At 36.5% G+C, this 24,016-nt stretch carries 18 protein-coding genes; 8 read left to right on the forward strand and 10 right to left on the reverse strand.

Annotated features, from left to right (window positions below):
• Window positions 1–84: 84 nt before the first annotated feature.
• Both BZG01_RS00525 and BZG01_RS00530 read right to left on the reverse strand, forming a co-directional pair.
• Window positions 85–1,275 carry a glycoside hydrolase family 130 protein gene (locus BZG01_RS00525; RefSeq protein ID WP_101307866.1) on the reverse strand — a complete coding sequence of 397 codons (1,191 nt, stop codon included), beginning with the start codon at window positions 1,273–1,275 and terminating at the stop codon, window positions 85–87.
• 9 nt (window positions 1,276–1,284) lie between these two features.
• Window positions 1,285–2,382 (reverse strand): glycoside hydrolase family 26 protein, encoded by a 1,098-nt coding sequence (locus BZG01_RS00530; RefSeq protein WP_101308026.1) that lies wholly within the window; start codon window positions 2,380–2,382, stop codon window positions 1,285–1,287.
• A 371-nt stretch (window positions 2,383–2,753) separates the two neighbouring features.
• Here BZG01_RS00530 and BZG01_RS00535 point away from each other — a divergent pair, with 371 nt between their 5' ends.
• Entirely contained in the window at window positions 2,754–3,632 is an 879-nt protein-coding gene (locus tag BZG01_RS00535) for a helix-turn-helix domain-containing protein (RefSeq protein WP_101307867.1), read from the forward strand.
• Between the two features lie 110 nt (window positions 3,633–3,742).
• Here BZG01_RS00535 and BZG01_RS00540 read toward each other — a convergent pair whose 3' ends face one another.
• Both BZG01_RS00540 and BZG01_RS00545 read right to left on the reverse strand, forming a co-directional pair.
• Complete coding sequence (locus BZG01_RS00540; RefSeq protein WP_101307868.1) at window positions 3,743–4,864, reverse strand: DEAD/DEAH box helicase; 1,122 nt, start codon at window positions 4,862–4,864, stop codon at window positions 3,743–3,745.
• Between the two features lie 188 nt (window positions 4,865–5,052).
• Window positions 5,053–5,529, reverse strand: a complete 477-nt coding sequence (locus BZG01_RS00545; protein WP_101307869.1) for a hypothetical protein — start codon at window positions 5,527–5,529, stop codon at window positions 5,053–5,055.
• A 585-nt stretch (window positions 5,530–6,114) separates the two neighbouring features.
• Here BZG01_RS00545 and BZG01_RS00555 point away from each other — a divergent pair.
• The 7 genes from BZG01_RS00555 (at window position 6,115) to rlmF (ending at window position 16,307) form a co-directional block, all read left to right on the forward strand.
• Complete coding sequence (locus BZG01_RS00555) at window positions 6,115–6,906, forward strand: DUF4382 domain-containing protein (RefSeq protein ID WP_101307871.1); 792 nt, start codon at window positions 6,115–6,117, stop codon at window positions 6,904–6,906.
• A 142-nt stretch (window positions 6,907–7,048) separates the two neighbouring features.
• On the forward strand, window positions 7,049–7,432 hold the full coding sequence (locus BZG01_RS00560; RefSeq protein WP_101307872.1) for a hypothetical protein: 384 nt from the start codon (window positions 7,049–7,051) through the stop codon (window positions 7,430–7,432).
• Between the two features lie 317 nt (window positions 7,433–7,749).
• Window positions 7,750–8,484, forward strand: coding sequence for a peroxiredoxin (locus BZG01_RS00565; RefSeq protein ID WP_101307873.1), 735 nt, complete (start codon window positions 7,750–7,752; stop codon window positions 8,482–8,484).
• A 172-nt stretch (window positions 8,485–8,656) separates the two neighbouring features.
• Window positions 8,657–10,846, forward strand: a complete 2,190-nt coding sequence (locus BZG01_RS00570) for a hybrid sensor histidine kinase/response regulator (protein WP_101307874.1) — start codon at window positions 8,657–8,659, stop codon at window positions 10,844–10,846.
• Between the two features lie 415 nt (window positions 10,847–11,261).
• Window positions 11,262–12,698: a TlpA family protein disulfide reductase gene (locus BZG01_RS00575; RefSeq protein ID WP_180327155.1), complete on the forward strand. Its 1,437-nt coding sequence runs from the start codon at window positions 11,262–11,264 to the stop codon at window positions 12,696–12,698.
• Between the two features lie 268 nt (window positions 12,699–12,966).
• A complete protein-coding gene (gene asnB, locus BZG01_RS00580) occupies window positions 12,967–14,640 on the forward strand; it encodes an asparagine synthase B (RefSeq protein WP_101307876.1) in 1,674 nt (557 codons plus the stop codon).
• A gap of 674 nt (window positions 14,641–15,314) precedes the next feature.
• A complete protein-coding gene (gene rlmF / locus BZG01_RS00590; RefSeq protein WP_101307878.1) occupies window positions 15,315–16,307 on the forward strand; it encodes a 23S rRNA (adenine(1618)-N(6))-methyltransferase RlmF in 993 nt (330 codons plus the stop codon).
• Between the two features lie 193 nt (window positions 16,308–16,500).
• Here rlmF and BZG01_RS21935 read toward each other — a convergent pair whose 3' ends face one another.
• From BZG01_RS21935 to BZG01_RS00610, 6 genes are all read right to left on the reverse strand, one after another.
• On the reverse strand, window positions 16,501–16,629 hold the full coding sequence (locus BZG01_RS21935) for a hypothetical protein (RefSeq protein ID WP_281256407.1): 129 nt from the start codon (window positions 16,627–16,629) through the stop codon (window positions 16,501–16,503).
• An 18-nt stretch (window positions 16,630–16,647) separates the two neighbouring features.
• On the reverse strand, window positions 16,648–16,776 hold the full coding sequence (locus BZG01_RS21940) for a hypothetical protein (RefSeq protein WP_262885270.1): 129 nt from the start codon (window positions 16,774–16,776) through the stop codon (window positions 16,648–16,650).
• 594 nt (window positions 16,777–17,370) lie between these two features.
• The gene (locus BZG01_RS00595; RefSeq protein ID WP_101307879.1) at window positions 17,371–18,339 is read right to left on the reverse strand and encodes a glycoside hydrolase family 130 protein; all 969 of its coding nucleotides are present in this window, start codon (window positions 18,337–18,339) and stop codon (window positions 17,371–17,373) included.
• A gap of 39 nt (window positions 18,340–18,378) precedes the next feature.
• Window positions 18,379–20,244: a sodium:solute symporter family protein gene (locus BZG01_RS00600; protein ID WP_101307880.1), complete on the reverse strand. Its 1,866-nt coding sequence runs from the start codon at window positions 20,242–20,244 to the stop codon at window positions 18,379–18,381.
• 10 nt (window positions 20,245–20,254) lie between these two features.
• The gene (locus tag BZG01_RS00605) at window positions 20,255–21,547 is read right to left on the reverse strand and encodes an MFS transporter (protein ID WP_101307881.1); all 1,293 of its coding nucleotides are present in this window, start codon (window positions 21,545–21,547) and stop codon (window positions 20,255–20,257) included.
• A gap of 32 nt (window positions 21,548–21,579) precedes the next feature.
• Window positions 21,580–23,814, reverse strand: a complete 2,235-nt coding sequence (locus BZG01_RS00610) for a GH92 family glycosyl hydrolase (protein WP_101307882.1) — start codon at window positions 23,812–23,814, stop codon at window positions 21,580–21,582.
• Window positions 23,815–24,016: the final 202 nt, after the last annotated feature.

Here is a 24,016-nt window from a genome sequence, read left to right on the forward strand (position 1 = left end):
ATATAAGTGATGAAACAGCGCATTATTTTGTCTTTAAACATTAGTAGGCCGGCATGGAATATAGCCTTCGAGTAGATTACTTTATCATATTAACATATTTGTGAAATTTAGATTTTTATCAATCAATTCATTAATTGTATTTACAGATTGATGTGAGTGAAATTTATCTTGCGGTGAATTAATGCAATAGTCAACTAATTGATCAATAGTTGAGGTTGCCACATGCATACGCGTATCCGAAGAAGCATAATAGATTTTCACACTGCCATCTTCATCAGCAATCCATCCATTCGAAAAAACTACATTCGAAACATCACCTACACGTTCAGATTGCAAGGGGGCAATAAAATGACCATGCGGTTTGTGAGTAATCACCCATGGCTTTTCCAGATCCGTCATGAACATGTATAAGGTATATCTTAATCCTGCCGCAGTATTCCGAACTCCGTGTGCCAGATGCAACCACCCATCTTTTGTTCTTATTGGTGCCGGGCCTAATCCGTTTTTCACTTCGTAAATGGTGTGATAGGTTTTGGCATCTACAATGATTTCATTTTTCACTTCTGCATCTTCAATTGTTTCTGACAAACCAAAACCAATTCCCCCGCCTTTACCTGTATCAATAAAACCATCCTGCGGACGGGTAAAAAACGCATACTTTCCCTCAATTACGTGAGGAAATAACACAACATTACGCTGCTGTCCTGAAGTTGATTTTAAATCAGCCAAACGTTCCCAACTCACTAAATCTTTTGTTCTGGCAATACCAGCCGAAGCTACTGCGCTTGAAGTGTCACCATCCGGTGCGTTTGGATCTTTTCTTTCAGTACAAAACACGCCATAAATCCATCCATCATCATGTTGAGTCAAACGCATATCGTAAACATTTGTATCCTCATCTTCAGTTTGAGGCATGCTTATTGGGCGATCCCAAAATTTAAAATTATCCACTCCATTTGGACTTTCAGCAATTGCGAAAAACGACTTTCTATCGTTTCCTTCAACACGAACCACAAGAAGGTATTTACCTTCAATTTTCACAGCACCCGCATTAAATGCTGCATTAAACCCGATACGCTCCATAAAAAACGGATTGGTATCAGGATTAAAATCAAACCGCCACTGCAATGGCAAATGATCTCTTGTTACAATAGGGTTTGCATACCGATTGTATATGCCATTGGTACTAAACAGTTTTTCATTCCTTCTTCCCAACAATTCTTCATGTTTTTCACGAATCAATTTTATTCGTTCTGCAAACAACTCTTTATTCATACCAAAAGTTTAATTATTTATTTTTTTCAGTTTATTAAAATCGTTCAGTAAAAGCATTTCAGGTTGATCTAAAAAGTTCCTGGCATCAGTGGCTGACGAATGATTTTCGTATGAAAAAAAGAAATGAACCTTTGGGTCATTCCTCCAAACCATTACATAACTTAATTCTTTGCTGATTAATGAATCACCAAGCACTTTGCCCAGTTTTTTAGTAAACCACAAAGAATCCGTCACATTCTCCAAGCCTGTTTCTGTAAGCGCTGCCAATTTGTGCTTCTCTTTTGCATAAGCAATTAGCAAGTGTAATTTTTTAACAGCCTCTTTTTCGCCATCCTGTATTTTTAAATCGTAATAATTGTCCATTCCGATAATATCAACAATATCATCACCAGGATACCATGTAAGGTATTCGTCCAATGTTGTAAAATTTCGATCGGGAGAGTAAGCAACCAACATTTGAGTCAGTCCTTTTTTGTTTTTTAAATAGTTTATGGTGAACCTAAATAACTCCTTAACTTCTTTTGCAGTACAGTTTTTTGTTCCCCACCAAAACCAAGTGCCATCCATTTCGTGCCACGGACGAAAAATAAAAGGCATTGCGATTCCATCATCTGTTTTCAAGGATTTGAAGAAATCAGCAACTCTATCCAATTGAATCAAAAACTCCTTGTGATGTGATCCATTTGGTAACATATGCTTCACGACATCGTTTTCGGTATTCCATGAACTTTCTCCATTAACAACCGAAAAAGGATGCCAGCTAAACGTATTGATTCCACCCATTGAATACCCTTTTATTGCCAATCGCTTCATGTCCGAAAAAGGAACACTATCCAAATTGTGCGTGCGTTGAAGTTCTATACCACCTAATTCCCAACCGAACATGGCTGGATAATCTCCGGCAACCCGTTTCACATCCGACTCTCCATCCACATAACTCCAATTCTTTCCATATGCCAAATCATCCTGATGTCCGAAAAGAATTCCTTTTCCTTTCACAGATTTCAATTGTTCTGCAATTGAATTGGTGATTTTCTCAACTGGTTTTTGGGAGCAAGCCATCAACACAGACAGACCTAAAACAGCTGTTATTTTCGGTATTATCATTACATTATTATTTTTAAATACTCTTTTTAATGGCAACTTTCTCATCTGTACAAAATCCTCTAAATAATTACATTTCAAAATTATATCGTTTGCATACTTCAGCCAAGTATTTTTCAATCGTAAGATGATACTTTATTATCATTTCCGATAAAAATGATGCGCAACACCAAAAAATGAACAAAAACCACTCTTATTCAACCGAATAACAAAACAAATAAATGATACAAAACCCGAAAATACAGCTAAAACACTCAATATATTTACCAAAACTTAACTCTATGATCCAAATATTTATCTTAAATAGTACAATTCAATCACTATTTATTGTACTATCACATCATTTTAAGTAGTTTTGCATAAAATAACAAGCTATGAAAGACCATATTCACAGAGAAATTACCCCTCTGCAAGAGAACGATTGTTTCCTAATATTTGATAGAGAAAGAAATGCTTTTAACTTTCCAATTCACTTCCATCCTGAATTCGAAATTAACTACATACATAAAGCTAAAGGAGGAAAAAGAATCATTGGAGATCACATTGGGGAAATCCAAAACAAAGAATTAGTTATGGTTGGTCCTAATCTTTATCATGGATGGGAAAATTACAAAAACGACAGTAAAGAACTTCTGCACGAAATAACAATACAATTCCCCAGAGAATTATTTGATGATAACACTCTGAATAGAAATATGCTTAAACCCATACGGGAATTGCTCAACAATGCCAACAGAGGTATTTTGTTCTCAGAGGATACGACAAGAATGGTGGAACCAAAACTGATTGCTCTTAGCCAGAAAAGAGGTTTCGACAGTTATTTAGCATTTCAGTCCTTATTATATGATCTGGCCATTTCCAGAGAACAACATTTGCTTACGAATATGTCATTCCACCGCCAAAATGATTTTCACAATAGTGAAAGAATTGAACGGATCTACAAATACATACAAGACAATTTCCAGCAAAAAATTAAGCTTGAGGATGCGGCTGCACTAGTAAACATGTCAGTAATATCATTTAGTCGCTTGATAAAGCAACGGACAGGGAAATCCTTTGTTGAATTTGTTATCGAAATTCGTTTGGGAATAGCTACCCGGCTATTAATTGAAACCAACAAGAGCATCGCGGAAATTTGTTTCGATTGCGGTTTCAACAACATTTCCAACTTCAATCGAATATTCAAGAAAAAACAAGACTGTACTCCATCTGAATTTAGAATGAACTTTAACGGGACTAAAAATGTGTATTAACTTAGCAGTAGTTAAGGTTTACTGCAATTTTATGACTGTGAAATAATCTTATAAAAAAAGAGATCCTGCCAACAGGATCTCTTCGATATATTTTTATGAACAATAGATATTTATTTTCTAGGTCTGATTTGATTGAAAGCAATGTTTAACGTTTTTTGGAAATAACGAAGGTTTTTAAGCTCCTTATTATTCACCAATGCCAGAGAAACACCTTCTTTACCTGCGCGGGCAGTTCGTCCGCTTCTGTGTGTGTAGTACTCTTCTTTATCGGGCAATTCATAATGTACCACAAACGAAAGATCGACAATATCGATACCACGGGCAGCAATATCTGTTGCCACCAAAATTCGCAGGCTTTCGTTTTTAAAAGCACGCATTACCTTATCACGTTCTATTTGCTTTAAATCGCCGTGAATGGCATCAGTTGGAATGTTTTTTGCAATTAACTGCTTGGCCAAAACCTGTGCCGAAGCCTTGGTTTTGCAAAACACCACTCCCCTGTTTGATTGTTCCGATTTTAAAAACTGAATTAGTATGTTCAATTTTTCATTGTCTTCGCAGATCAGGAACTGATGCTGAATATTTTTGTTCACCACATTTCGCCCACTCACCTCAATTTTATGCGCGCCTGGAGAAAAATGTCTTTTAATTATCTGCATAATTTCCTGAGGCATGGTAGCCGAAAACAACCATCGGTTTTCTACTCGCGACAGATGAGTTAAAATCTCATCCAACTGGGTTTTAAAACCCATGCTCATCATTTCATCGGCCTCATCCAAAATTACCGTCTTTACATCGCTCAAATCAACCGCTTTTCTCTTCACCAAGTCAATTAACCGACCTGGAGTCGCAACTATAATATGAGTTGGCCGACGCAAAGCACTAATTTGTCGGTCAATTTGTTCTCCTCCATAAACCGATTCAGTAAAAATCTTATCGGTGTACTTGGTAAACTTGAACAATTGCTTGGCAATTTGCTGTCCCAATTCACGGGTCGGACAAAGAATCAAACCTTGCACCTTGTCTGATTTGGTATTGATTCTGTGCAGCAAAGGGATTCCGAAGGCTGCTGTTTTACCTGTACCAGTTTGAGCCTGACCAATTAAATCGGTGTTAGCCTGAAGAAGTACCGATATCACTTCTGCTTGTATTTGAGTAGGCTTAATAATATTAAGATCGTTTAATCCCTTAATAATATCTTTATTTACACCTAATTCCTTAAAGTTTTCCACAACAAATAATTTAAATAGTCCGCAAAGATAGCTTAATCAATTCAGAATTAAGAATGATGGCTAAAAATACTGGGACACAAAGAATATGAAGAGTGGCATTAAGGTCACAAAATTATTTTTGCGTTTAATTACCAGTTAAAATAAACCTCATCCCCTGCACTCATCATAGAATACAAGATTGATTCATCTTAGAATAACTCCCTGTCTTCTTCATTTTCTATTTGCATGGCATGTACCAATGTCCACTTAAACGGGAAGGACTTACTCAGGGTGTACAATGCCATGATCCATGGTAAAAACCAAATCAAATTTTCAGTTAGAGAATAGGCCAGCATTGCTACAATTCCTGTTAAAGCTCCAAATAACATTTTAAAAGAAAATGCTTTTCTGAAATATTTTAGTTTTTCTTCCAAAGTCTCAAATAAGCCCACATATTCCAATTTCTTTTTATACATCATTTCCGAAATAATAATCTCTACAATAATCAAAGAAATTCCCAATATGTTCTTCCATATAGATATATTCAAACTTTTATGAATACTTAAAATTGAATATTCACCACTAATAGCCAGAACTCCCAAAGCAAGTTCAACAATAAGAACAATAAAAAATGCTGAAACCAATCCAAATCTTGTCCACTGAACCAATTGTTGTAAATTCTTCATAATAATAAATTGAGCAATTAATAATAGATTTAATCTTTAGTAGGAAGATGGCAATCTTAATGAATAATCGCTTCACTTTGAACCATACTGATTAAAAAAACAAGTTTTTTTAAACTTTTTTAACACACAAACGATTACAACTCATTGGTAAGAATCAACAGAGGAATTCAAATTACCCCGAAACAAATGGATTTAAAAAATATCCAGTTTGCAGCTGGATGCTTCGTGTTTCTGAAAAAGCAAAAGCCGTAATGAACTTAATTCCCATTGTAAATACAGAAAACAACAAAATGGGATGTTTTCTTTTGGTTGGATGTACACAATATCAAATGATTTTGGAAGCTCTCCTACTATTACTATTAACTGAGGAATTGAGGAATATATGTAGAATAATTCCACGTAATTTGTCAATATTTAAAATATCGTATCCATTTTAGTTTTCATCATCTCACTGATAACATACCCCTTACTGTGTTAAGGCTATATCTGGCATACTTATTGGCTTTCATAAAATGTTCGAATAAAACAAAATCTATTTTCACCGTTTTATCCGAACACCTTTATTTAATTAAAATTTAAAACACAATGAAATTTTTAAAACCATTCAGTACAATTGCACTTGCCGCGCTTGCATTTATTTTCATTCAATGCTCCAGCGATAATGTAAAACTAACCACTCCTGTTAAAATTCGATTAACAGATGCTCCCGCACAATACGATAAGGTTAATATTGATATTCAGGCTATTCAATTTCATTCATCAAACGATGAAAACACAGAAGATGGATGGCAGGAAATGGAGTTGCTAAACGCAGGTGTATATGATCTTTTACAATTTAATAATGGTTTGGACACGCTTTTGGTTGATCAGGAAATGCCAAGTGGTTCTGTTTCGCAAATGCGCTTGATTCTTGGCACAAATAACTCGGTAGTTATTGATGGTGTTTCTTATGATTTAGATACTCCATCAGCTCAGACTTCCGGTTTGAAATTTCAGATTCACGATGATTTCTTAGCTGGAATTGAATACAAATTATGGATAGATTTTGATGCAGCCCGTTCTATTGTTGCAACTGGGAATGGCAAATACAAGTTGAAACCTGTAATCAGAACTTTTAACGAAGCAACAAGCGGTGCCATCTCTGGAACTATATCTCCAGCTGAAGCACTTCCAACCATTCATGCAATAATCGGTTTGGACACCATCTCGACCATTGCCGAAGAAAACGGAAGCTTCCTTATTAAAGGACTGCAAGAAGGCACATACAAGATTGATTTAATGCCTGTTGATGGATTCGCTGAAAAAGAAATTGAAGATATTGCAGTAAGCAATGGTGCAGTTACCGATGCTGGAATCATAGAAATTTCAGCTAATTAAAAATAAACACTACTACTACAATTAAAAGTTGCTCTTTTTAGGGCAACTTTTTTTTATTTATAAAAACCCTACAGCCAATGTTCCTTCCTTATTTTTGCTCAACTAAATTGATCTTCCTATATTTAATTGAAAAGAAATAGGAATGAAATTCAAATACAAAATATCTCCGGACTTAAAACTGATCAATGAATACTATTACGGTTATTTCAAATGGAATGATCTAATTCGTCATACATTATGCACTCGTGAAGATTCTTTATTTGATGAAACCTACAATGTGATTGCCGATTTTACACAAGCAAAAGTCATACTGAATATCAAAGATTTGGATGATTATATTGAGGAATATCAAAAGTACAGTTTAATAGCAAATAAATGCGCCATTATTGTAAGCGAATCGTATGACACCTCAATGGCGATGCTGTTCGAAATTCAAGTCCGAATTCAAAATGCAAAAGTTTTTCATTCCCATGAGGAAGCATACGAGTGGCTTGAAATAGATCCTGTTTTAATCGTAAAAGAATAACCCACCCTGTTTAAATTTATTCAAACTGATTTAAAATTACCTCTCCATCAGTCATTTAACTTGACATCCGCCATTCAATGAGTTAACTTTAATTCTACAGCTGGGGATGAATGAAAATTTGTCCAAGCACCTAAGATTCCCTCCTGAGGAATCGGAAGTATTGGCTTATCTCCCATACCTAACTTAGTTCGTTAATTTATAGTATGAATTGGTAAGATATTTTTTTTTAGAACAAATCTTCAGCTTGTAATGCAAGTTGCAGGTCTTCCAATTTCAGTGCAATATCAAAAAAACAGTCACCCTTTAAATCTTGAATCATGGAAGAAAAGAATGAAAGAAGTGTAATTTCAATGCCACGTATCGGTGATAAAGCTCCCGAATTTAGAGCAGTTAGTACACAGGGGAATATCCACTTCCCAAATGACTACAGTGGCTCGTGGGTCATACTGTTTAGCCATCCTGCCGACTTCACTCCTGTATGTACTTCAGAATTCATGACTTTTGCAAACATGGAAAGTCAATTTCAAGAAGCAAATTGTGAGTTAGTAGGCTTGTCAATCGATGGTTTGTACAGCCATATTGCCTGGCTGAGAACAATTAAGGAGAAAATTGAATACAAAGGGATGAAAAACATAGAAGTCAAGTTTCCTTTAATTGAAGACATTACCATGGAAGTGGCAAATAAATACGGCATGATTCAACCTGGCGAGGACAGTACAAAAGCTGTTCGTGCTGTATTTTTCATCGACCCACATGGAATTATCCGTACAATTATTTACTATCCTTTAAGCTTAGGACGAAATTTTGATGAAATCTATCGTGTAGTTATTGCACTGCAAACCGCCGACAAATTTTCAGTTGCAACCCCGGCAGATTGGCGCCCGGGCGATGAAGTGATTGTTCCTCCTGCCGGATCTTGCGGCATTGCTAAAGACCGAATGGAAAATACTGATGAAAATGTGCACTGCTACGATTGGTTCTTCTGCACAAAAAAAATTGAAGAGGAAGAAATTCTGAATGCTATTCTAAAAAAAGAAGAGCATACCCATTAAATAAAAAACGATGACTGCACAAGTATTTTTCTTCTGCAGTCATAACTTTTATTGACACATAAGAATATCTAAATTTGGAGCTTCAAATTAATATGAATTATTTCAGAACAAAAACCACTTTAATATATATATTTAAATATCTTAAGGTTAAAATATATTTAGAGAAGTTAAGATGAAGAATGATTTGCATCACGAAATAATTAAATCATTACCCTACCCGTATTATGTAATCGAAGTGGGTACGTATAGAGTAATAGACTCAAATGATCCAAATTTTATTGTGAATCAAAATTGCAGCAATCTTATTTTCTCCAATCCAAATAATTACACCACAAAAAACCATTGCAAATGTTTTGTGAATATGGTTTTGGAGAAAAAAAAATCCATAAGAACAAAACTCAATAATGTCAGAATTAAGGGCGAAACCAAGAGTGTTTGGGTTCATACCAGTCCAATTTTCAATTCCAATCAAGAAATCACTCATGTGATTGAATATTTTATTGATATAACCGAACAGAAAATTTTACATGATAAAGTTGAGACCAAAACACGTGATCTTGAAGCCGCCATCTCTGATCTTTCAAAGCTTAACTCCGAATTAAGCGAGACAACGAACAAGTACAAAGCCTTATTTGAAAACTCCCCGGAGTCTCTTTGGGAGGAGGATTTCACAATTTTAATATTAACTATAGAGGATCTTAAAGCTAAAGGAGTAACTGATTTCAAAAATTATTTTGATGAGCACCAAGAATTATTAATTGAATTAGCTCAGCAGGTTATTATTGTTGATGTTAACCAAGCAACAGTGAATTTATACAAAGCTAAATCAAAAGAAGATCTGATAGGAAATTTAGCACTGACATTTCTACCGGAATCCCTTACCGTTTTTAAAGAGGAATTATTGGCTATTATCAATGGTGAAAACTCATTTGAAAAAGAGGCGAAAGTAAAAACCCTTGAAGGAGAAGTTGTTGAGGTGATCATTAAACTTTTCTACACCAAACATAATAACAAATTTATTGCATATGTTTCAACAACAGATATAACATCGCGTAAGAAAACAGATCATGCGCTAAAACAAAAAAATGAAGAGTTCTTAAAATTAAATGCAGAACTTGAGAGTACAAATAAAGAATATGAGCTGCTAAATCTAGAATATAAAACAATTAATTCTGAGATTCTTAAAACCAATATAGAGCTTGAAAAAGCGAAAGAAAAAGCCATAGAAAGCGATCATCTAAAGTCAGCTTTTTTAGCAAATATGAGTCATGAAATACGAACTCCAATGAATACAATTATTGGTTTCTCGGATTTATTAGGTCAACCAAGTCTTACTCTTGAAAGAAGACAGAAATTTTTAAAATTGGTTCAGTCGAGCAGTGAACACTTACTTCGAATTATTGATGATATTATTGATGTTTCAAAACTTGAATCGAACCAACTAAAAGTGAATAAGAAATCGTGTCTTTTGAACGAATTGCTTTATGAAATTAAGGAGTCTCAAAGCATGATTAAGATTGTGAAAAATAAAAATGATGTTACACTTCAATTAAACATCCCCCCAAACACTGAAAATCTAAATATAACCTGTGATCCTACACGATTTAGACAAATTGTTTACAATCTGGTTTCCAATGCTTTTAAATACACTGAAAAAGGCTTTGTGGAAATTGGTTATTCGATATCGCATGTTGATTCGATGGTTCATTTATATGTGAAGGATACAGGTTTTGGTATTCAAGCAGAAATGTTTCAGATGATTTTTGAGCGGTTCAGGCAAATTGAGAATCAAAATTTACAAGAAGGAACAGGTATTGGCCTTAGTATTGTAAAAGGTTTAGTGCATCTTTTAGGAGGAGAAATCTGGATTGAATCGAAGGTTAACGAAGGCAGTACATTTCATTTTACAATACCAATATCAGAACAAAACAAACCTGTCATCGAAAAAAAAGTGACTCCTCAAATCACAAATAGTATAAACCTTTCAGAATGTCTTGTTTACATTGCTGAAGATGATATTTCATCTTTTCTTTTACTTGAAGAGTTGCTGCAGGCTACAGAGGTTAAATTAATACATGCTGTGAATGGTGAAGAATTAATAAATCTTATTACTTCACACACACCCGATTTGATACTTCTTGATATTAATATGCCGGTAATGAATGGTTTTGAGGCAATGAACAAAATCAGAAAAACTCATCCATCCATTCCTGTTATTGCCCAAACAGCATATGCTATGGCTGAAGAAAGAGAAAAATGTATTGCTGCTGGTTGTACTGATTATATTTCCAAACCAATTAACGCAACTCTGCTATTGGAAAAAATAAGAAAATATCTGACCTGCCACAGTAATCATCAATAGTATTGATTCATAAAAAAGCATCCAAGCTATAATTCTATGGATCAATATTTGTGTTCATCCATATTCAATACGAATGCACCCAATAAAGAGCAAGACAAATAAGTAATATATATGCAGGCAATTCATGCAAAGCTAATTTCATATGTTTGCAACTGTATGTTTTTGCCATATAGCCTGTCCCGAACTTGTTTCGGGAGAACTTACCATGCTTGGAATAATCATCCCTCTGTGTGTCAAAAAATGTTTTGGCATGGACGTTTCATATGATTATAATTCTAAGAATTTGCCATATTGAACTTGCCATGAACCAATAATCATCCCCCTGTGTTTAGAATGATTTAAACATGGTCGTTTCATTTTAAAAAAAGTTTTGTAATTTTCGCTTCCAATTATGCTTATCAACATTATAATGAAAATGAAGAAAAATTTTATTACTATTTTATGTGTGGGTATTTGCCTGCTATCCTCTGTTACAAGCAAAGCACAAAAATACAATATTGACGTTAACCTAATTGGCTGTACTGATAGTACTGCTTATTTAGCACACTATTTTGACGGCAGAATATTTGCTGATGATACTACGCAATTAATTAATGGCAAAGGCTTATTTAGCAAAGCGAAACAATTGGATGAAGGCATTTATGTCATCTATCTTCCCTCCCAAAAGTATTTCGATCTGTTAATTGGTAAAGATCAGGAATTTGCCATATCAGCAGATCCGGTTAGTTTTATAGAAACGATTAAAATTACCGGTGCCAAAGAGAGTGAAGCATTTCATTCTTTTCAAAAATTCATGAAAGCCCAAAACGAGAATTCCAAAAAAATTCAGGAAGCATACAAGGCAAACAAGGACAATGAGAAAGAAAAAGAGAAATATCAGGAAGCTTATAAACAAGCAGATGAAGATGTACGTGCATACATTCAAAAACTGAATCAGGATTACCCCAACGGAAGCTTTGTTTCCAAATTTGCACAGTTGACTTTATCACCAAAAGTTCCCGATTTCTCAAAGGAAATTCCTGAATCTACTCCAGACAGAGATCAGGAGATCAAAAAAAAATCATACTTGTACAATAAAGATCATTACTTCGATTACGTAGATTTCACTGACAACCGTTTTTTAAGAACACCAATTCTTAAAAATAAACTGGAGTTTTTTTATGAGAAAATTTTGGTTCAAAGTCCGGATACAATTGTAAAAGAAGCCACTGCTATTATTGAAAAATCACGATCTGATCAGGAATTCTTCCAATATCTGGTACAATACTCTCTCAACTACGCAGTTAAAAGCAAGATTATGGGAATGGATGCGGCTTTCGTTAGTCTGGCAAAAAAATACTATTTAAGCGGAGAAGCCAATTGGGCCGATTCAACTTTACTTGCCAATATTCGCGAGCGGGTAATAAAGCTTCAATACAATTTAATTGGAATGAAAGCCCAGGATCTTAAAATGGAAACGCCCGAAGGAGAGTTTGTTCGTTTGCACGAAGTAGAAGCTCCGTTCACCATTTTATATTTTTGGGAACCCGAATGTGGTCATTGTAAAACATCAACTCCAAAATTAAAGACTGATATTTTAGATAAGTACAAACAAATGGGTGTAAAGGTGTTTGCAGTCTGCACTCAAAACGAAAAAGAAGAATGGGAAAATTTTATTGCTGATAAAAACTTATTTGATTTTATCAATTGTTACGATCCCCACTATCAGACCAATTTCAGAATTTATTATGATGTTTTTAGCACTCCAACCATATACCTGCTTGACAAGGATAAAAAAATTATAGCCAAACGGCTGGATATTGATACTCTTAAAACCTTTCTCGATCACGAGCTTGAAAATAAAACAAATTAAGCATGAGGGCACTTCAAAAGGTGTCCTTTTTTGTTATTACCATGTTAATTTCCTCCTTCACCCCCGATAATAAGAACGCCATTCAATAAACAGCCTCTATTTTCGAATCGTTCGAAAAAATAATCTTTTCTACCTATACACAAAAGATATAGAGCTTAAAACATAGTAGAAACTAAATTGAAAATCGTATTTTTGACAACTAATACCAAGATTAAACAGCTTAACCATATTTTTACAGGCTGATAAAATAACTATTAAACAATTTTTTATGTGTGGATTTGTTGGAGTTTTTGATTTGAAGATGGATGCTCAGGAGCTGCGCCCTCAAATTTTAGAAATGTCAAAAAAGATTCGTCATAGAGGTCCGGATTGGTCTGGAATATTTTGTGATGAAAAAGCGATTATGTCTCATGAGAGACTATCGATAGTAGATCCTCAATCGGGAGGACAACCACTTTACAGCAAAGACGGTAATCTGGCTTTGGCTGTTAATGGTGAAATTTATAATCATCTGGAAATTCGAAATCAGATGAAAGAATCTTACGAGTTCCTGACAAAATCAGATTGTGAAGTAATTCTTGCCCTATATCAACAAAAAGGCATCGATTTTATCGATGATTTAAATGGTATTTTTGCATTTGCCTTATACGACAAAAAGAACAATTGCTACCTTATTGGACGGGATCATATGGGAATAATTCCATTGTATCAGGGATGGGACAAGTATGGTAACTACTACGTGGCATCGGAACTAAAAGCATTAGAAGGGTATTGCAATAAAATTGAAGAATTTCTTCCTGGAAAATTTTTATACAGCAAAGACGGCGTTGTTAAAGATTGGTATCAGCGTGACTGGAAAGATTACGAAAATGTAAAAGACAACAAAACTGATATGGCTGCCCTTCGCAAAGGGTTAGAAGATGCTGTTCATCGTCAGTTGATGTCTGATGTACCTTATGGGGTATTACTTTCAGGTGGTTTGGATTCATCTGTAATTTCGGCTATTGCGAAAAAATATTCCGGTAAGCGTGTTGAATCAGGTGATCAGAAGGATGCCTGGTATCCACAATTGCACTCATTTGCAATTGGATTGGTAGGTTCACCTGATCTGGCAGCCTCTCGTTTAGTAGCAGATCATATCGATACAATTCACCATGAAGTAACTTTTACTGTTCAGGAAGGATTGGATGCTATCCGTGATGTGATCTATCATCTGGAAACTTACGATGTAACTACGGTTCGTGCTTCTACCCCAATGTATTTAATGTCTAGAGTGATTAAATCGATGGGAATTAAGATGGTGCTTTCCGGCGAAGGTGCGGACGAAATGTTCGGTGGCTATTTGTATTTCCATAAGGCTCCAAATGCGGAAGAATTTCACAAAGAATGCATCCGAAAATTAGATAAACTTCACCTTTACGATTGTTTACGTTCGAATAAATCGATGTGTTCATGGGGTGTTGAAAGCCGTGTGCCGTTTCTGGACAAAGAATTCCTTGATATTGCAATGAGAATTAACCCGGAAGATAAAATGGCTAAAGATGGAAAAATGGAAAAATGGGTGCTGCGTAAAGCATTCGAAGACTATTTGCCTGAAAGTGTTGCCTGGAGACAAAAAGAACAATTCTCTGATGGTGTGGGTTACAGTTGGATTGATACTTTGAAAGAAGTTGCAGAGAAAAAGGTTTCTGATGAACAATTGGCCAATGCCAAATTTCGTTTTTCTGTGAATCCTCCAATGTCGAAAGAAGAATATTACTACAGAACAATATTTGCAGAACATTTCCCTTCGGATACTGCTGCAGCATGTGTACCATCTGTACCATCTATTGCCTGCAGTACTCCTGAAGCTTTAGCCTGGGATGCATCGTTCCGTAACAATGCCGATCCTTCGGGAAGAGCAATTAACGCCGTTCACAACGACGCATACAAAATGAAATAAATATTGTATCAGATAATTAAATGAGGTTGTTCCAAAAGGACAGCCTCTTTTTTATGCCTCAAAACTTGTCAATTGAGTATCGAAGCATCATAATCATGGGTCAAGACTCCTTAAGCATGCATTGAAGCATCGAAATCAAAGATCAAGACTTCAATGTCAAGCATCGAGACAGCTCAATCGAGTATCGAAGCACCTCAGTCGAGTATCGAGACACAGTTTGCATTAAAAAAACCACGGCTCAGCGTGCCTCGATACTCGATTGATGCCAAAAAAACCACACCTCATCGTGGTTCGAACCACCCTTTTGGTCAAAAAAGACACGGTACACCGTGGTTCGAAGCTCGATTGAACCCAAAAGTTTTGGCTTCGGGGTCAAAAAATTATTGTTAGTAACAAGAAGAAAATCCCCGTTACCCGAAGCATCACCAAGCTTCTTCCAGTAAGAACTTATTGTTTTACTATTGATCTGCTTTCCATTCATCATGGTCTGCATTGTCCTTATTAGTCTGCCTTACAAAAATGCCAAGTTATGAATCAGATTCAATATTTAATTTCCAGTCTTAAAAGTTCTTTTGTTGACGCAATTAAAAAAATGGTTTTTCATTACTAGAATAAAGACGACTTTCTTCCATTAATGTTCTAATTTAGCAGATTCAAATTAGAGAATTACATCTATGCCAGATAAGAAGAGAAAACACCCAAAAGAGAAACCCAGTTTGCATCCCAGAAATAAAAACCGTAACCGCTACGATTTTAAACAACTGGTGGAAACTTGTCCGGAATTAGCTCCATTTATTATTCTGAACAAGTACGAGGATGAATCGATTGATTTTGCGAACCCAGATGCGGTAAAAATGTTGAACAAAGCATTGCTCATGCATCATTATGGACTTAGTGACTGGGATATTCCTGAAAACTACTTGTGTCCTCCGATTCCCGGTAGAGCAGATTACATTCATCATATAGCTGATTTACTGCAACAGAACAACTATGGTAAAATTCCTGCAGGCAATAAATTTACTTGTGTAGATATTGGTGTTGGAGCCAACTGCATTTATCCTATAATCGGAAACAATGAGTACGGATGGTCGTTTATTGGTTCGGATATTGATCCTGCTGCGATTGATTCTGCTGAAAAGATTATTGCTTCGAATCCGTCACTGCAAGGAAATGTGAAATGTGTACTTCAAGAGAATCCCAAAGATTATTTTTACGGTGTTATTCCAAAGGATGAACTGGTTGATTTATCGATTTGCAACCCACCATTTCATGCATCAGCTAAAGATGCATTGGAAGGAACCATGCGCAAAACAAGAAACCTTTCTACCGAAAAAGTGACGAAACCAAGTCTTAATTTTGCAGGACAAAGCAACGAATTGTGGTGCGATGGCGGCGAAGAACGCTTTGTTCGAAACATGATTAATCAGAGTAAGAAATTTGCGAAATCGTGTTTTTGGTTTTCTACACTCGTCTCGAAAGAATCGAATCTGAAAAGTGTTTACCAAGCTCTTACTGCAGCCGAAGCTGTTAAAGTAGAAACCTTACCAATGGGACAAGGAAACAAAAAGAGCCGGATTGTTGCCTGGACATTCCTATCAAAAGAAGAACAACAGAAATGGAAAAATGTAAGGTGGAACAATCAAGCTGAGAAAAAAAAGAAGATTTAATAGTTCAGACCTGACTGGTTTTCAAAAACAGTCAGGTCTAAAAAGAACCCAATATGCTCAGTCAGCTTTTTATTGGGGCTGCGGTGCGCTGCACCTTTTGCTTTTTTGATGATTTATTGCTGCAAATACCATGGTGCTCTGCATCTGAATAAATGGCAACAGACGTTGTCTCCATGATTAAACTTTTGATTCTTTAATTGTAATTGTGGCTACTTGAATTGTAGGCTGCGGTGCGTTGCACCTTTTGCTTTTTTGATGATTTATTTCTACAAATACTATGGTGCTCTGCACCTGAATAAATGGCAACAGACGTTGTCTTCATGATTAAACTTTTGATTCTTTAATTGTAATTGTGGCTACTTGAATTGTAGGCTGCGGTGCGTTGCACCTTTTGCTTTTTTGATGATTTATTTCTACAAATACCATGGTGCTCTGCACCTGAATAAATGGCAACAGACGTTGTCTCCATGATTAAACTTTTGATTCTTTAATTGTAATTGTGGCTACTTGAATTGTAGGCTGCGGTGCGTTGCACCTTTTTCTATTTGATGATTTGTTGCTGCAAATACTGCTTACTACGTACCTGAATAAATAGCAACGGGCTTTGCCAAACTCCGCGATTAAATACTACATCCCTGAAAGAATAGTTAGCAACAGAGTTGCGCAGTCTTTGTAGGTTAATTTATACGATAGTGAATTAGGTACAGAGTACCGAAGCTCTTTCTGAATTTACTGTCTAATATTTAGATTTTGGATCAAGTCATACTCTGACATGTTTGGTTTGTTTAGAGTCAATGACGGAGATTTTTGTTTTGGGAATGCGTTAGGGATTGAAATGAAAACCCCACAGCGAGAAACGAGCGATACCGATTAGTATCTAAAATTACTCATTCATTTCACTTCGTTTATGATTGAGTTTTAGATATCTATCGGCATTATACGAGTATGTAATTTTGTATCTAAAATCGTATAAGGAGTTGTAATAGAAAGCCCGCCCGAAGGGAACGCAAAAAAAAGGCCAGTATCTGGAAATACTGACCCTTTAAAATCAAAACTAACTTAACTATAATGAGTTCTTCTTAATAAAATCGATTACTTCATCGATGTAGGCGAAACTCATGCCAACTACCGTATCGGCAGCTCCGTAATAAACGGCAACTTTATTTCCTTCGGTTAATGCGGCACATGGGAATACCACATTAGGCACATCGCCAACCAACTCGTAAGGTGCTGCCGGAGCCAATAAATAGGGTTGAGATCGGTACAAGACCTTATCGGGATTTTCGAGGTCGAGAAGGGCTGCTCCCATCGAATAACGGAATCCATTGCAGGTATTGATTACCCCATGGTAAAACATCAACCACCCTTCGTTGGTGCGAACAGGAACTGAACCGGCTCCAATTTTGGTACACTGCCATGCACTATCGGTGAAATTTGATACCTTCATTACGCAACGGTGCTCTCCCCAATATTTCATATCGGGACTGTAAGAGATATAAATATCACCGAAAGGTGTGTGTCCATTATCGCTTGGGCGGCTTAGCATTGCGTATTTTCCGTCAATTTTCTCAGGAAACAAAACACCGTTACGGTTGAATGGTAAAAATGCATTTTCGCACTGGTGAAAGGTCTTAAAATCGAAGGTGTAAGCGATCCCGATTGTTGGTCCGTGGTAACCGTTGCACCATGTAATCCAATAGCGGTCTTCGATCCAGCAAACACGAGGGTCGTATTTGTAATCGGAATCGATCATGTCGGTGTTGCCGGCTACCATTTCGATTGGATCGTGATTGATGTCCCAATTGATTCCATCTTTACTGAAACCGGCAAAAATATTCATTTGCACCGATTTGTTATCGCAACGGAATACTCCGGCAAAGCCATCCCCAAAAGGAACTACTGCGCTATTAAAAATACTGTTGGATGTTGGTATGTCGTACCTTCCAATAACAGGATTTTGAGAAAATCTCCACATCACGTCCTTACATCCTTCCGGCCTGTCTTCCCAAGGCATATTTACTTTACTAGTCATTTTTTATTGTTTATGAATTTAATTCTATTCAATATCGTTTTAGTCTTCGTTGATTTCTTTTTTGCAATACTTATAATCAGCAGGATAATCTTCGAGCTTTTTGTACCATGTAAAATAGAGAATAATGCTCGTTATTATAAATAATGCCGCAACCCATGACAATGAGGTGTATTTTCCAATCACAAAATAAATTGGGATGAGTGGCAACATCATTTGCCAGCCTGCTCCAATGGTACAGTTAAACATGTCTTTTAAGAAATCGTTATTCGGTTTTGCTTCCGGATTTTGTGCTTTCAATTTTAAATAAACCGGCTTCCAAAATCCCCATGGACGAACACTTTCGTAAAATTTAATTAATACCTCATCGGATTCAGGTTTGGTTAGCAAACTGCCGATAACCGATGCGGCAAAAGAGAATAGGAAAATATACGGGAAGGCATAAATTGGAGACACTTCGGGAAACACAAGAGGTGCCACCAACGAGGCTGTTAAACCGGCAAGCATTCCATAAAAATAGCCATAGCCATTAAATCTCCACCACACCCATTTTAAAAGATTTGATGCGGTATATCCGCCAAACAAAGCTCCTACCAACCACTTCATAACAGTATCGATACTTTCGGCAAAAAAGCCAAAGAATATTCCTACAATTACAACTGCGAATGATGACAAATAACTCATTCGAATGTATTTCTTTTGAGAAGCATTCGGATTGATGAATTTTTTATAGATATCGTTTACAATGTAGGCCGGTCCGGCATTTACGTTTGCAGCAAAAGTGGACATGAAGGCCGCGATTAGTCCTGCCAGTAATAATCCTTTTGCTCCATCGGGAATAAAATTATTTAAGGCATATGGCAAGACCATTTCAAAATCGATGTTGTTACCCATCTTATTGAATTCGGGAGCCAGATAAACCAATGCCAATACTGCCAGCCCCGCAATCATCAAATAACGGGGAACGAATAGTACCAAAGATACAATCCCACTCATTTTAGCAGCATCTTTAGGTGTTTCGGTAGAAAGAATCCGCTGCATATCGTAACTGGGAACCGGTCCGGCAATACTCACCAATACCCCTTTAAAAATCATCATCATCATTAAAACCGAGAACAAATTATAGCCGTCGATATCAATTTTGTGGTTTACTGCAGGTATTAGATTGCTCCAATCTAAATTCAGATTCCAGCCAAAGGAAATATCAGCCCAACCTGCAGGCACGGCTGCAGCAATCTGCTCCGGAGTAACTAAGGATACCGCAATTACACCTACCATGATACAGGCAATCGTCATAATTACAAACTGAAGTACTTCGGTAAAAACTACGGAATACATTCCCCCTTTTACAACATACAAAGTGGTTAATCCCATAATGATAATGGCGTACATATTCTCCGACTTGATTCCTAGTCCGAAAACAGAGGTGTGTAAATCCCATGGAAAAAATGTTTGTGCGAATTTACCAACGCCGACAAATCCGTAGGTTATAAAGCCAATTACACTAATAATAGCAAATAGTACAACAATTAAATGCGAAAGTTGTGATCCTCTGCCATTACCGAAACGGGTTTTCAACCACTCAGCTCCTGTCATTACATTCGAACGCCGTAACCAAATAGCCATGAACATCATCAGGAAAATTTGATTCCAAACCGGCCACAACCATGGAATCCATACCGATTTTAAACCATACACAAACAAAATGGTAACCGTCCACATGGTACCTGTGATATCGAACATACCCGACGCATTCGAAATTCCAAGCATGTACCATGGTATTTTGTTTCCGCCCAAAAAGTAGTTGGAAAGGTTTTTTGATGCTTTGGTTGATAAAAAGTAACCAATGAATATGGTTAAAATAATGTATCCTACAATTATGGATAAATCGAGTACAGATAAGTTCATTTAATAGATATTAGACTTTATTTTCATCTGCTTCGCTTTCCTCTGAATGAACAAAAGGAACAAATCTTGCTGCCAACAGAGATGGAATTATAACAACAAGTATGCATATAAAAAACAACTTATAGCCTAACCAATCGCTCATAAAACCACTTAACATACCCGGCAGCATAATGCCCAGATTCATGATTCCTGTAGCAAATGCATAATGAGCCATTTTATATTTACCAGGAGCAACTTGCTGCATCATAAACAACATTAAGCCCACAAAGCCAAAACCATATACAAAATATTCAACCACAACTGCTGATCCAATTAGAAATATACTTTCCGGGCGGTAAACGGCCAATAGAGCGTAAATTATAAATTGAACATTAAAAATACAAACAAGAGTGAACAAAGATTTTTTTAATCCCCGTGCTGAAATATAATAGCCTGCTAAAATTGACCCCAGAACAAAAGCTGCAGAACCAAATACGCCATAAATAAGGCCTATTTGCGAAGTGCTAAGTCCCAAACCGCCATCTTCGATTGTAGCTTTAAAAAACAAAGGAGCTATTTTAATGGCAAAGCCTTCGGTAAATCGGTACAAGATGATAAAAGCAATAAACCAACCAATGTGTTTTTTCTGGAAAAAGGTTTTTATAACATCCCACAAGGTTTTAAATCCCTCATTTAACGAAGCAACCTCACTGCTTGCGTTTCCTCCTGATGGTAACATTTTAATATGATACAAAGCCAATGAAATCATGATTACTGAGTAGGTAAGCATAACGGCCATCCATGCATGTAATACACCAAAACGGTCTTCGAGGATGCCTGCTAAATAAACAAAAGCACCGGCAGTTAAGATTTTTGCAATGTTATACGAAGCACCTTGCCATCCAATATATTTTGCCTGTTCTTTTCCTGATAAAACACTTAGGTAAACTCCATCGGCGGCAATATCGTGGGTTGCACCACTAAAGGCGATAACAGCTAATAAAGCAATAGAATAGGTAAAAAAACTATCTAATGGCAAGGACAATGCGACCAGAGCAAATGTAAATCCTGTTACGAGTTGTGTTGCAACAACAAAATGCTTTTTTGTTTTAAACATTTCCAATATTGGACTCCATAGTGGTTTTAATGTCCAAGGCAACATGATGAGCGAGGTCCAGAATGCAATTAACGAATCGGAAATCCCGAAACTCTTAAACATAAGCACGGATGCCTGAGCAATAGCAACAAATGGTAAACCCATCGCAAAATATGCAGTGGGAATCCAAGTAGCCGGGTGTTTTGGTTTGTTATTGGTTTTTGACATTAGTATTTAACAAGTGTTATTAGGTTGTATTTTTATTTTTTGATAAAAAATTCCAGTTTTCCCCCTTCGCTTATTGCTTTGTGAGTAATGAAATAAGAGTTTTGTTTCTTTCCATTAATCATCATTTTATCAATAAACAAATCGCCTTTATTCTTACGATGTGTGATGATTTCAAAAGTTTTTCCTGAATAAAATTCGGGATCGAGTTGAATGGTTATTCTATCGAAAACAGGACTTGTAATAGCATAATCAGTATCTCCAGAACAAACAGGGTATATTCCCATCATGCTGTAGATTACCCATGCCGATAAGGTGCCGCAATCATCGTTACCCGGAATGCCGTCAGGAGCATTTTTGTAATAAGTATCGATTAACCGGCGAACTTCTTTTTGCGTTCTCCACTCCTCTCCTTTGGCATAATTGAAAAGAAAAGGATAATGAATATCAGGCTCGTTGGCCATATCGAACAATCCTTTGTCAAAAACCATCTGCAATTTGTTTACGAACTTCTTTTCGCCTCCCATCAGTTTTGTTAATCCTTTTACATCATGCGGAACACAAAAAGTATATTGCCATGCTGTTCCTTCGTGAAAACCTGGACTTGGTTCAAAATTTTCGCCTTGCTTTGGATCAAAATTTTGTAAGAAATCACCATTCGCCAAGCGTGGGCGAATCATGCCAAATTCCTGATCGAAATATTCTTTGTATCGGAGCGATTGATTCAGGAATTTCCTGTAATCATCTTTTTTATCAAGAGCCTTGGCGAATTGTGCCAAATTCCAATCGGCAATGTAGTATTCCAAAGCATGAGAAACCGAGTTATCAAATTCTTCCATCAATGGAACGTATCCTTCGTTAAGGTAATAATCAATATCTGGTCGTAATTTGTTCTTTTTCCCTTCTGTCGTTGCTGATTTAACCATCGCAGAATAAGCTGCTTCCACATCAAAATCAGTTAATCCACGCAAGTATGAATCTACAATTACAGGAATTGCCGGATCGCCTTCCATAACATGGGTTTCTTTGCTGTTTAGCTCCCATTTTGGTAACCATCCGCTTTCCTTGTACATGTCCACCATAGATCGAACCATGTCTTGCTGCTCCTGAGGATACAACAAGGCCATTAATGGATGGAAATTTCGGTATGTATCCCACAGAGAAAAAACGGTATATCGATTGCAATCTTTGGTCTCGCGAATTTCGAAAGATTCCATTGCCGGATATTGTCCGTTTACATCGTTTATGATGTTTGGATGAATTTGCGTGTGATACAATGCTGTATAAAAAATGGTTTTTTGGTCTTCGGTTCCGCCTTCCACTTTTACTCGGCTCAAAATATTATTCCATTCCTCTTTGGCTTGCAATCTGGTTTTCTCAAAATCAAATTGGTTCGATTCTGCATTCAAATTCATTCTTGCATTGGCAATACTTACGTATGATACGCCAACTTCTGCAATTATTTGTTCGTTCGTGTTGGTATCGAAAGTGAAATAAGCTCCAATTTCGTCACCAAATAACTCCTGAGTGTAGTTTTTGTAATATTTGAACTGACCATCGGTATCGCTCCATGCAGATTCGGCCTGCATTTCGGGCATTTTTTTCCAAACACCAAATTCTTCTGCTTTTTTACTGAAGCGGGCCACAAAATAAACCGGACGCTCTGAACCATCGTTGTAACAGAAACTTCCCGTCATGCGGGAACCTTCTATTTCCTGATTGTTTACAATCCGAAGCTTTGCACCCGTTTCGTTGGTTAAACCCAAACCTAAATTTAAAAGTATATTCGATTTCCCTTTTGGAAAAGTATAGCGACTGATACCTGTTCTTTTGGTTGAGCTCAGCTCTGCTTTAATTCCATATTTTTCCAAATCGGTGGCGTAATATCCTGGACTTGCCTCCTGATTTGTCATGATAGATCCGTATGCTTTATGATCTGCATTGACTTCACCGATAGTCGGCATCAATAAAATAACGCCCAAATCGGGACAACCAACACCACTTAGGTTTACATGTGAAAATCCGGTAAGAAAAGAATTATCCCAGGAATAGGGTGTTGACCACCATCGGGCATCTTTATCGTAGGTATTCAAATCGGATCCGGAAACATTAAACGGACTTACTGAGACCATTCCCCGTGGTACAATTGCTCCTGGATTTGTAGTGCCAAAATTAGTAGTCCCAATAAATGGATTTACGTAATCGACAAATTGAGCAAAACCATTTATGCTTAGAAAAAAAAGAATCAAAATTCCTGATAAGCGCTTCATCAAGTTGAGTTTTATTGGGGTGCAATTCAAAATAAAAACAATACCGAACGGGAACTGGGCCAGCCAAGCTCTTCCCCGAACGGTTACTAATTTCTAATCTATATAGTCAAATAAAAGCTTTATGGATTAAAAGCAGATTAATTTTAAGATTAATCACTCGTTACATTCATTAATCCTTCTAAAAATAACAAATAACCAAAGA

Origin of the sequence: Labilibaculum manganireducens (assembly GCF_002843385.1) — a bacterium.
GTDB classification, from domain to species: Bacteria; Bacteroidota; Bacteroidia; order Bacteroidales; family Marinifilaceae; genus Labilibaculum; species Labilibaculum manganireducens.

Excerpts from the sequence above, each read along its gene's own strand:
- asnB (WP_101307876.1), top strand. The coding sequence starts at position 12,967 with ATGTGTGGATTTGTTGGAGTTTTTGATTTGAAGATGGATGCTCAGGAG.
- rlmF (WP_101307878.1), top strand. The coding sequence starts at position 15,315 with ATGCCAGATAAGAAGAGAAAACACCCAAAAGAGAAACCCAGTTTGCAT.
- BZG01_RS00595 (WP_101307879.1), bottom strand. The coding sequence starts at position 18,339 with ATGACTAGTAAAGTAAATATGCCTTGGGAAGACAGGCCGGAAGGATGT.
- BZG01_RS00565 (WP_101307873.1), top strand. The coding sequence starts at position 7,750 with ATGGAAGAAAAGAATGAAAGAAGTGTAATTTCAATGCCACGTATCGGT.
- BZG01_RS00535 (WP_101307867.1), top strand. The coding sequence starts at position 2,754 with ATGAAAGACCATATTCACAGAGAAATTACCCCTCTGCAAGAGAACGAT.
- BZG01_RS00570 (WP_101307874.1), top strand. The coding sequence starts at position 8,657 with ATGAAGAATGATTTGCATCACGAAATAATTAAATCATTACCCTACCCG.
- BZG01_RS00560 (WP_101307872.1), top strand. The coding sequence starts at position 7,049 with ATGAAATTCAAATACAAAATATCTCCGGACTTAAAACTGATCAATGAA.
- BZG01_RS00530 (WP_101308026.1), bottom strand. The coding sequence starts at position 2,382 with ATGATAATACCGAAAATAACAGCTGTTTTAGGTCTGTCTGTGTTGATG.
- BZG01_RS00600 (WP_101307880.1), bottom strand. The coding sequence starts at position 20,244 with ATGAACTTATCTGTACTCGATTTATCCATAATTGTAGGATACATTATT.
- BZG01_RS21940 (WP_262885270.1), bottom strand. The coding sequence starts at position 16,776 with ATGGAGACAACGTCTGTTGCCATTTATTCAGGTGCAGAGCACCATGGT.
- BZG01_RS00610 (WP_101307882.1), bottom strand. The coding sequence starts at position 23,814 with ATGAAGCGCTTATCAGGAATTTTGATTCTTTTTTTTCTAAGCATAAAT.
- BZG01_RS21935 (WP_281256407.1), bottom strand. The coding sequence starts at position 16,629 with ATGAAGACAACGTCTGTTGCCATTTATTCAGGTGCAGAGCACCATAGT.
- BZG01_RS00575 (WP_180327155.1), top strand. The coding sequence starts at position 11,262 with ATGAAGAAAAATTTTATTACTATTTTATGTGTGGGTATTTGCCTGCTA.
- BZG01_RS00555 (WP_101307871.1), top strand. The coding sequence starts at position 6,115 with ATGAAATTTTTAAAACCATTCAGTACAATTGCACTTGCCGCGCTTGCA.
- BZG01_RS00525 (WP_101307866.1), bottom strand. The coding sequence starts at position 1,275 with ATGAATAAAGAGTTGTTTGCAGAACGAATAAAATTGATTCGTGAAAAA.
- BZG01_RS00545 (WP_101307869.1), bottom strand. The coding sequence starts at position 5,529 with ATGAAGAATTTACAACAATTGGTTCAGTGGACAAGATTTGGATTGGTT.
- BZG01_RS00605 (WP_101307881.1), bottom strand. The coding sequence starts at position 21,547 with ATGTCAAAAACCAATAACAAACCAAAACACCCGGCTACTTGGATTCCC.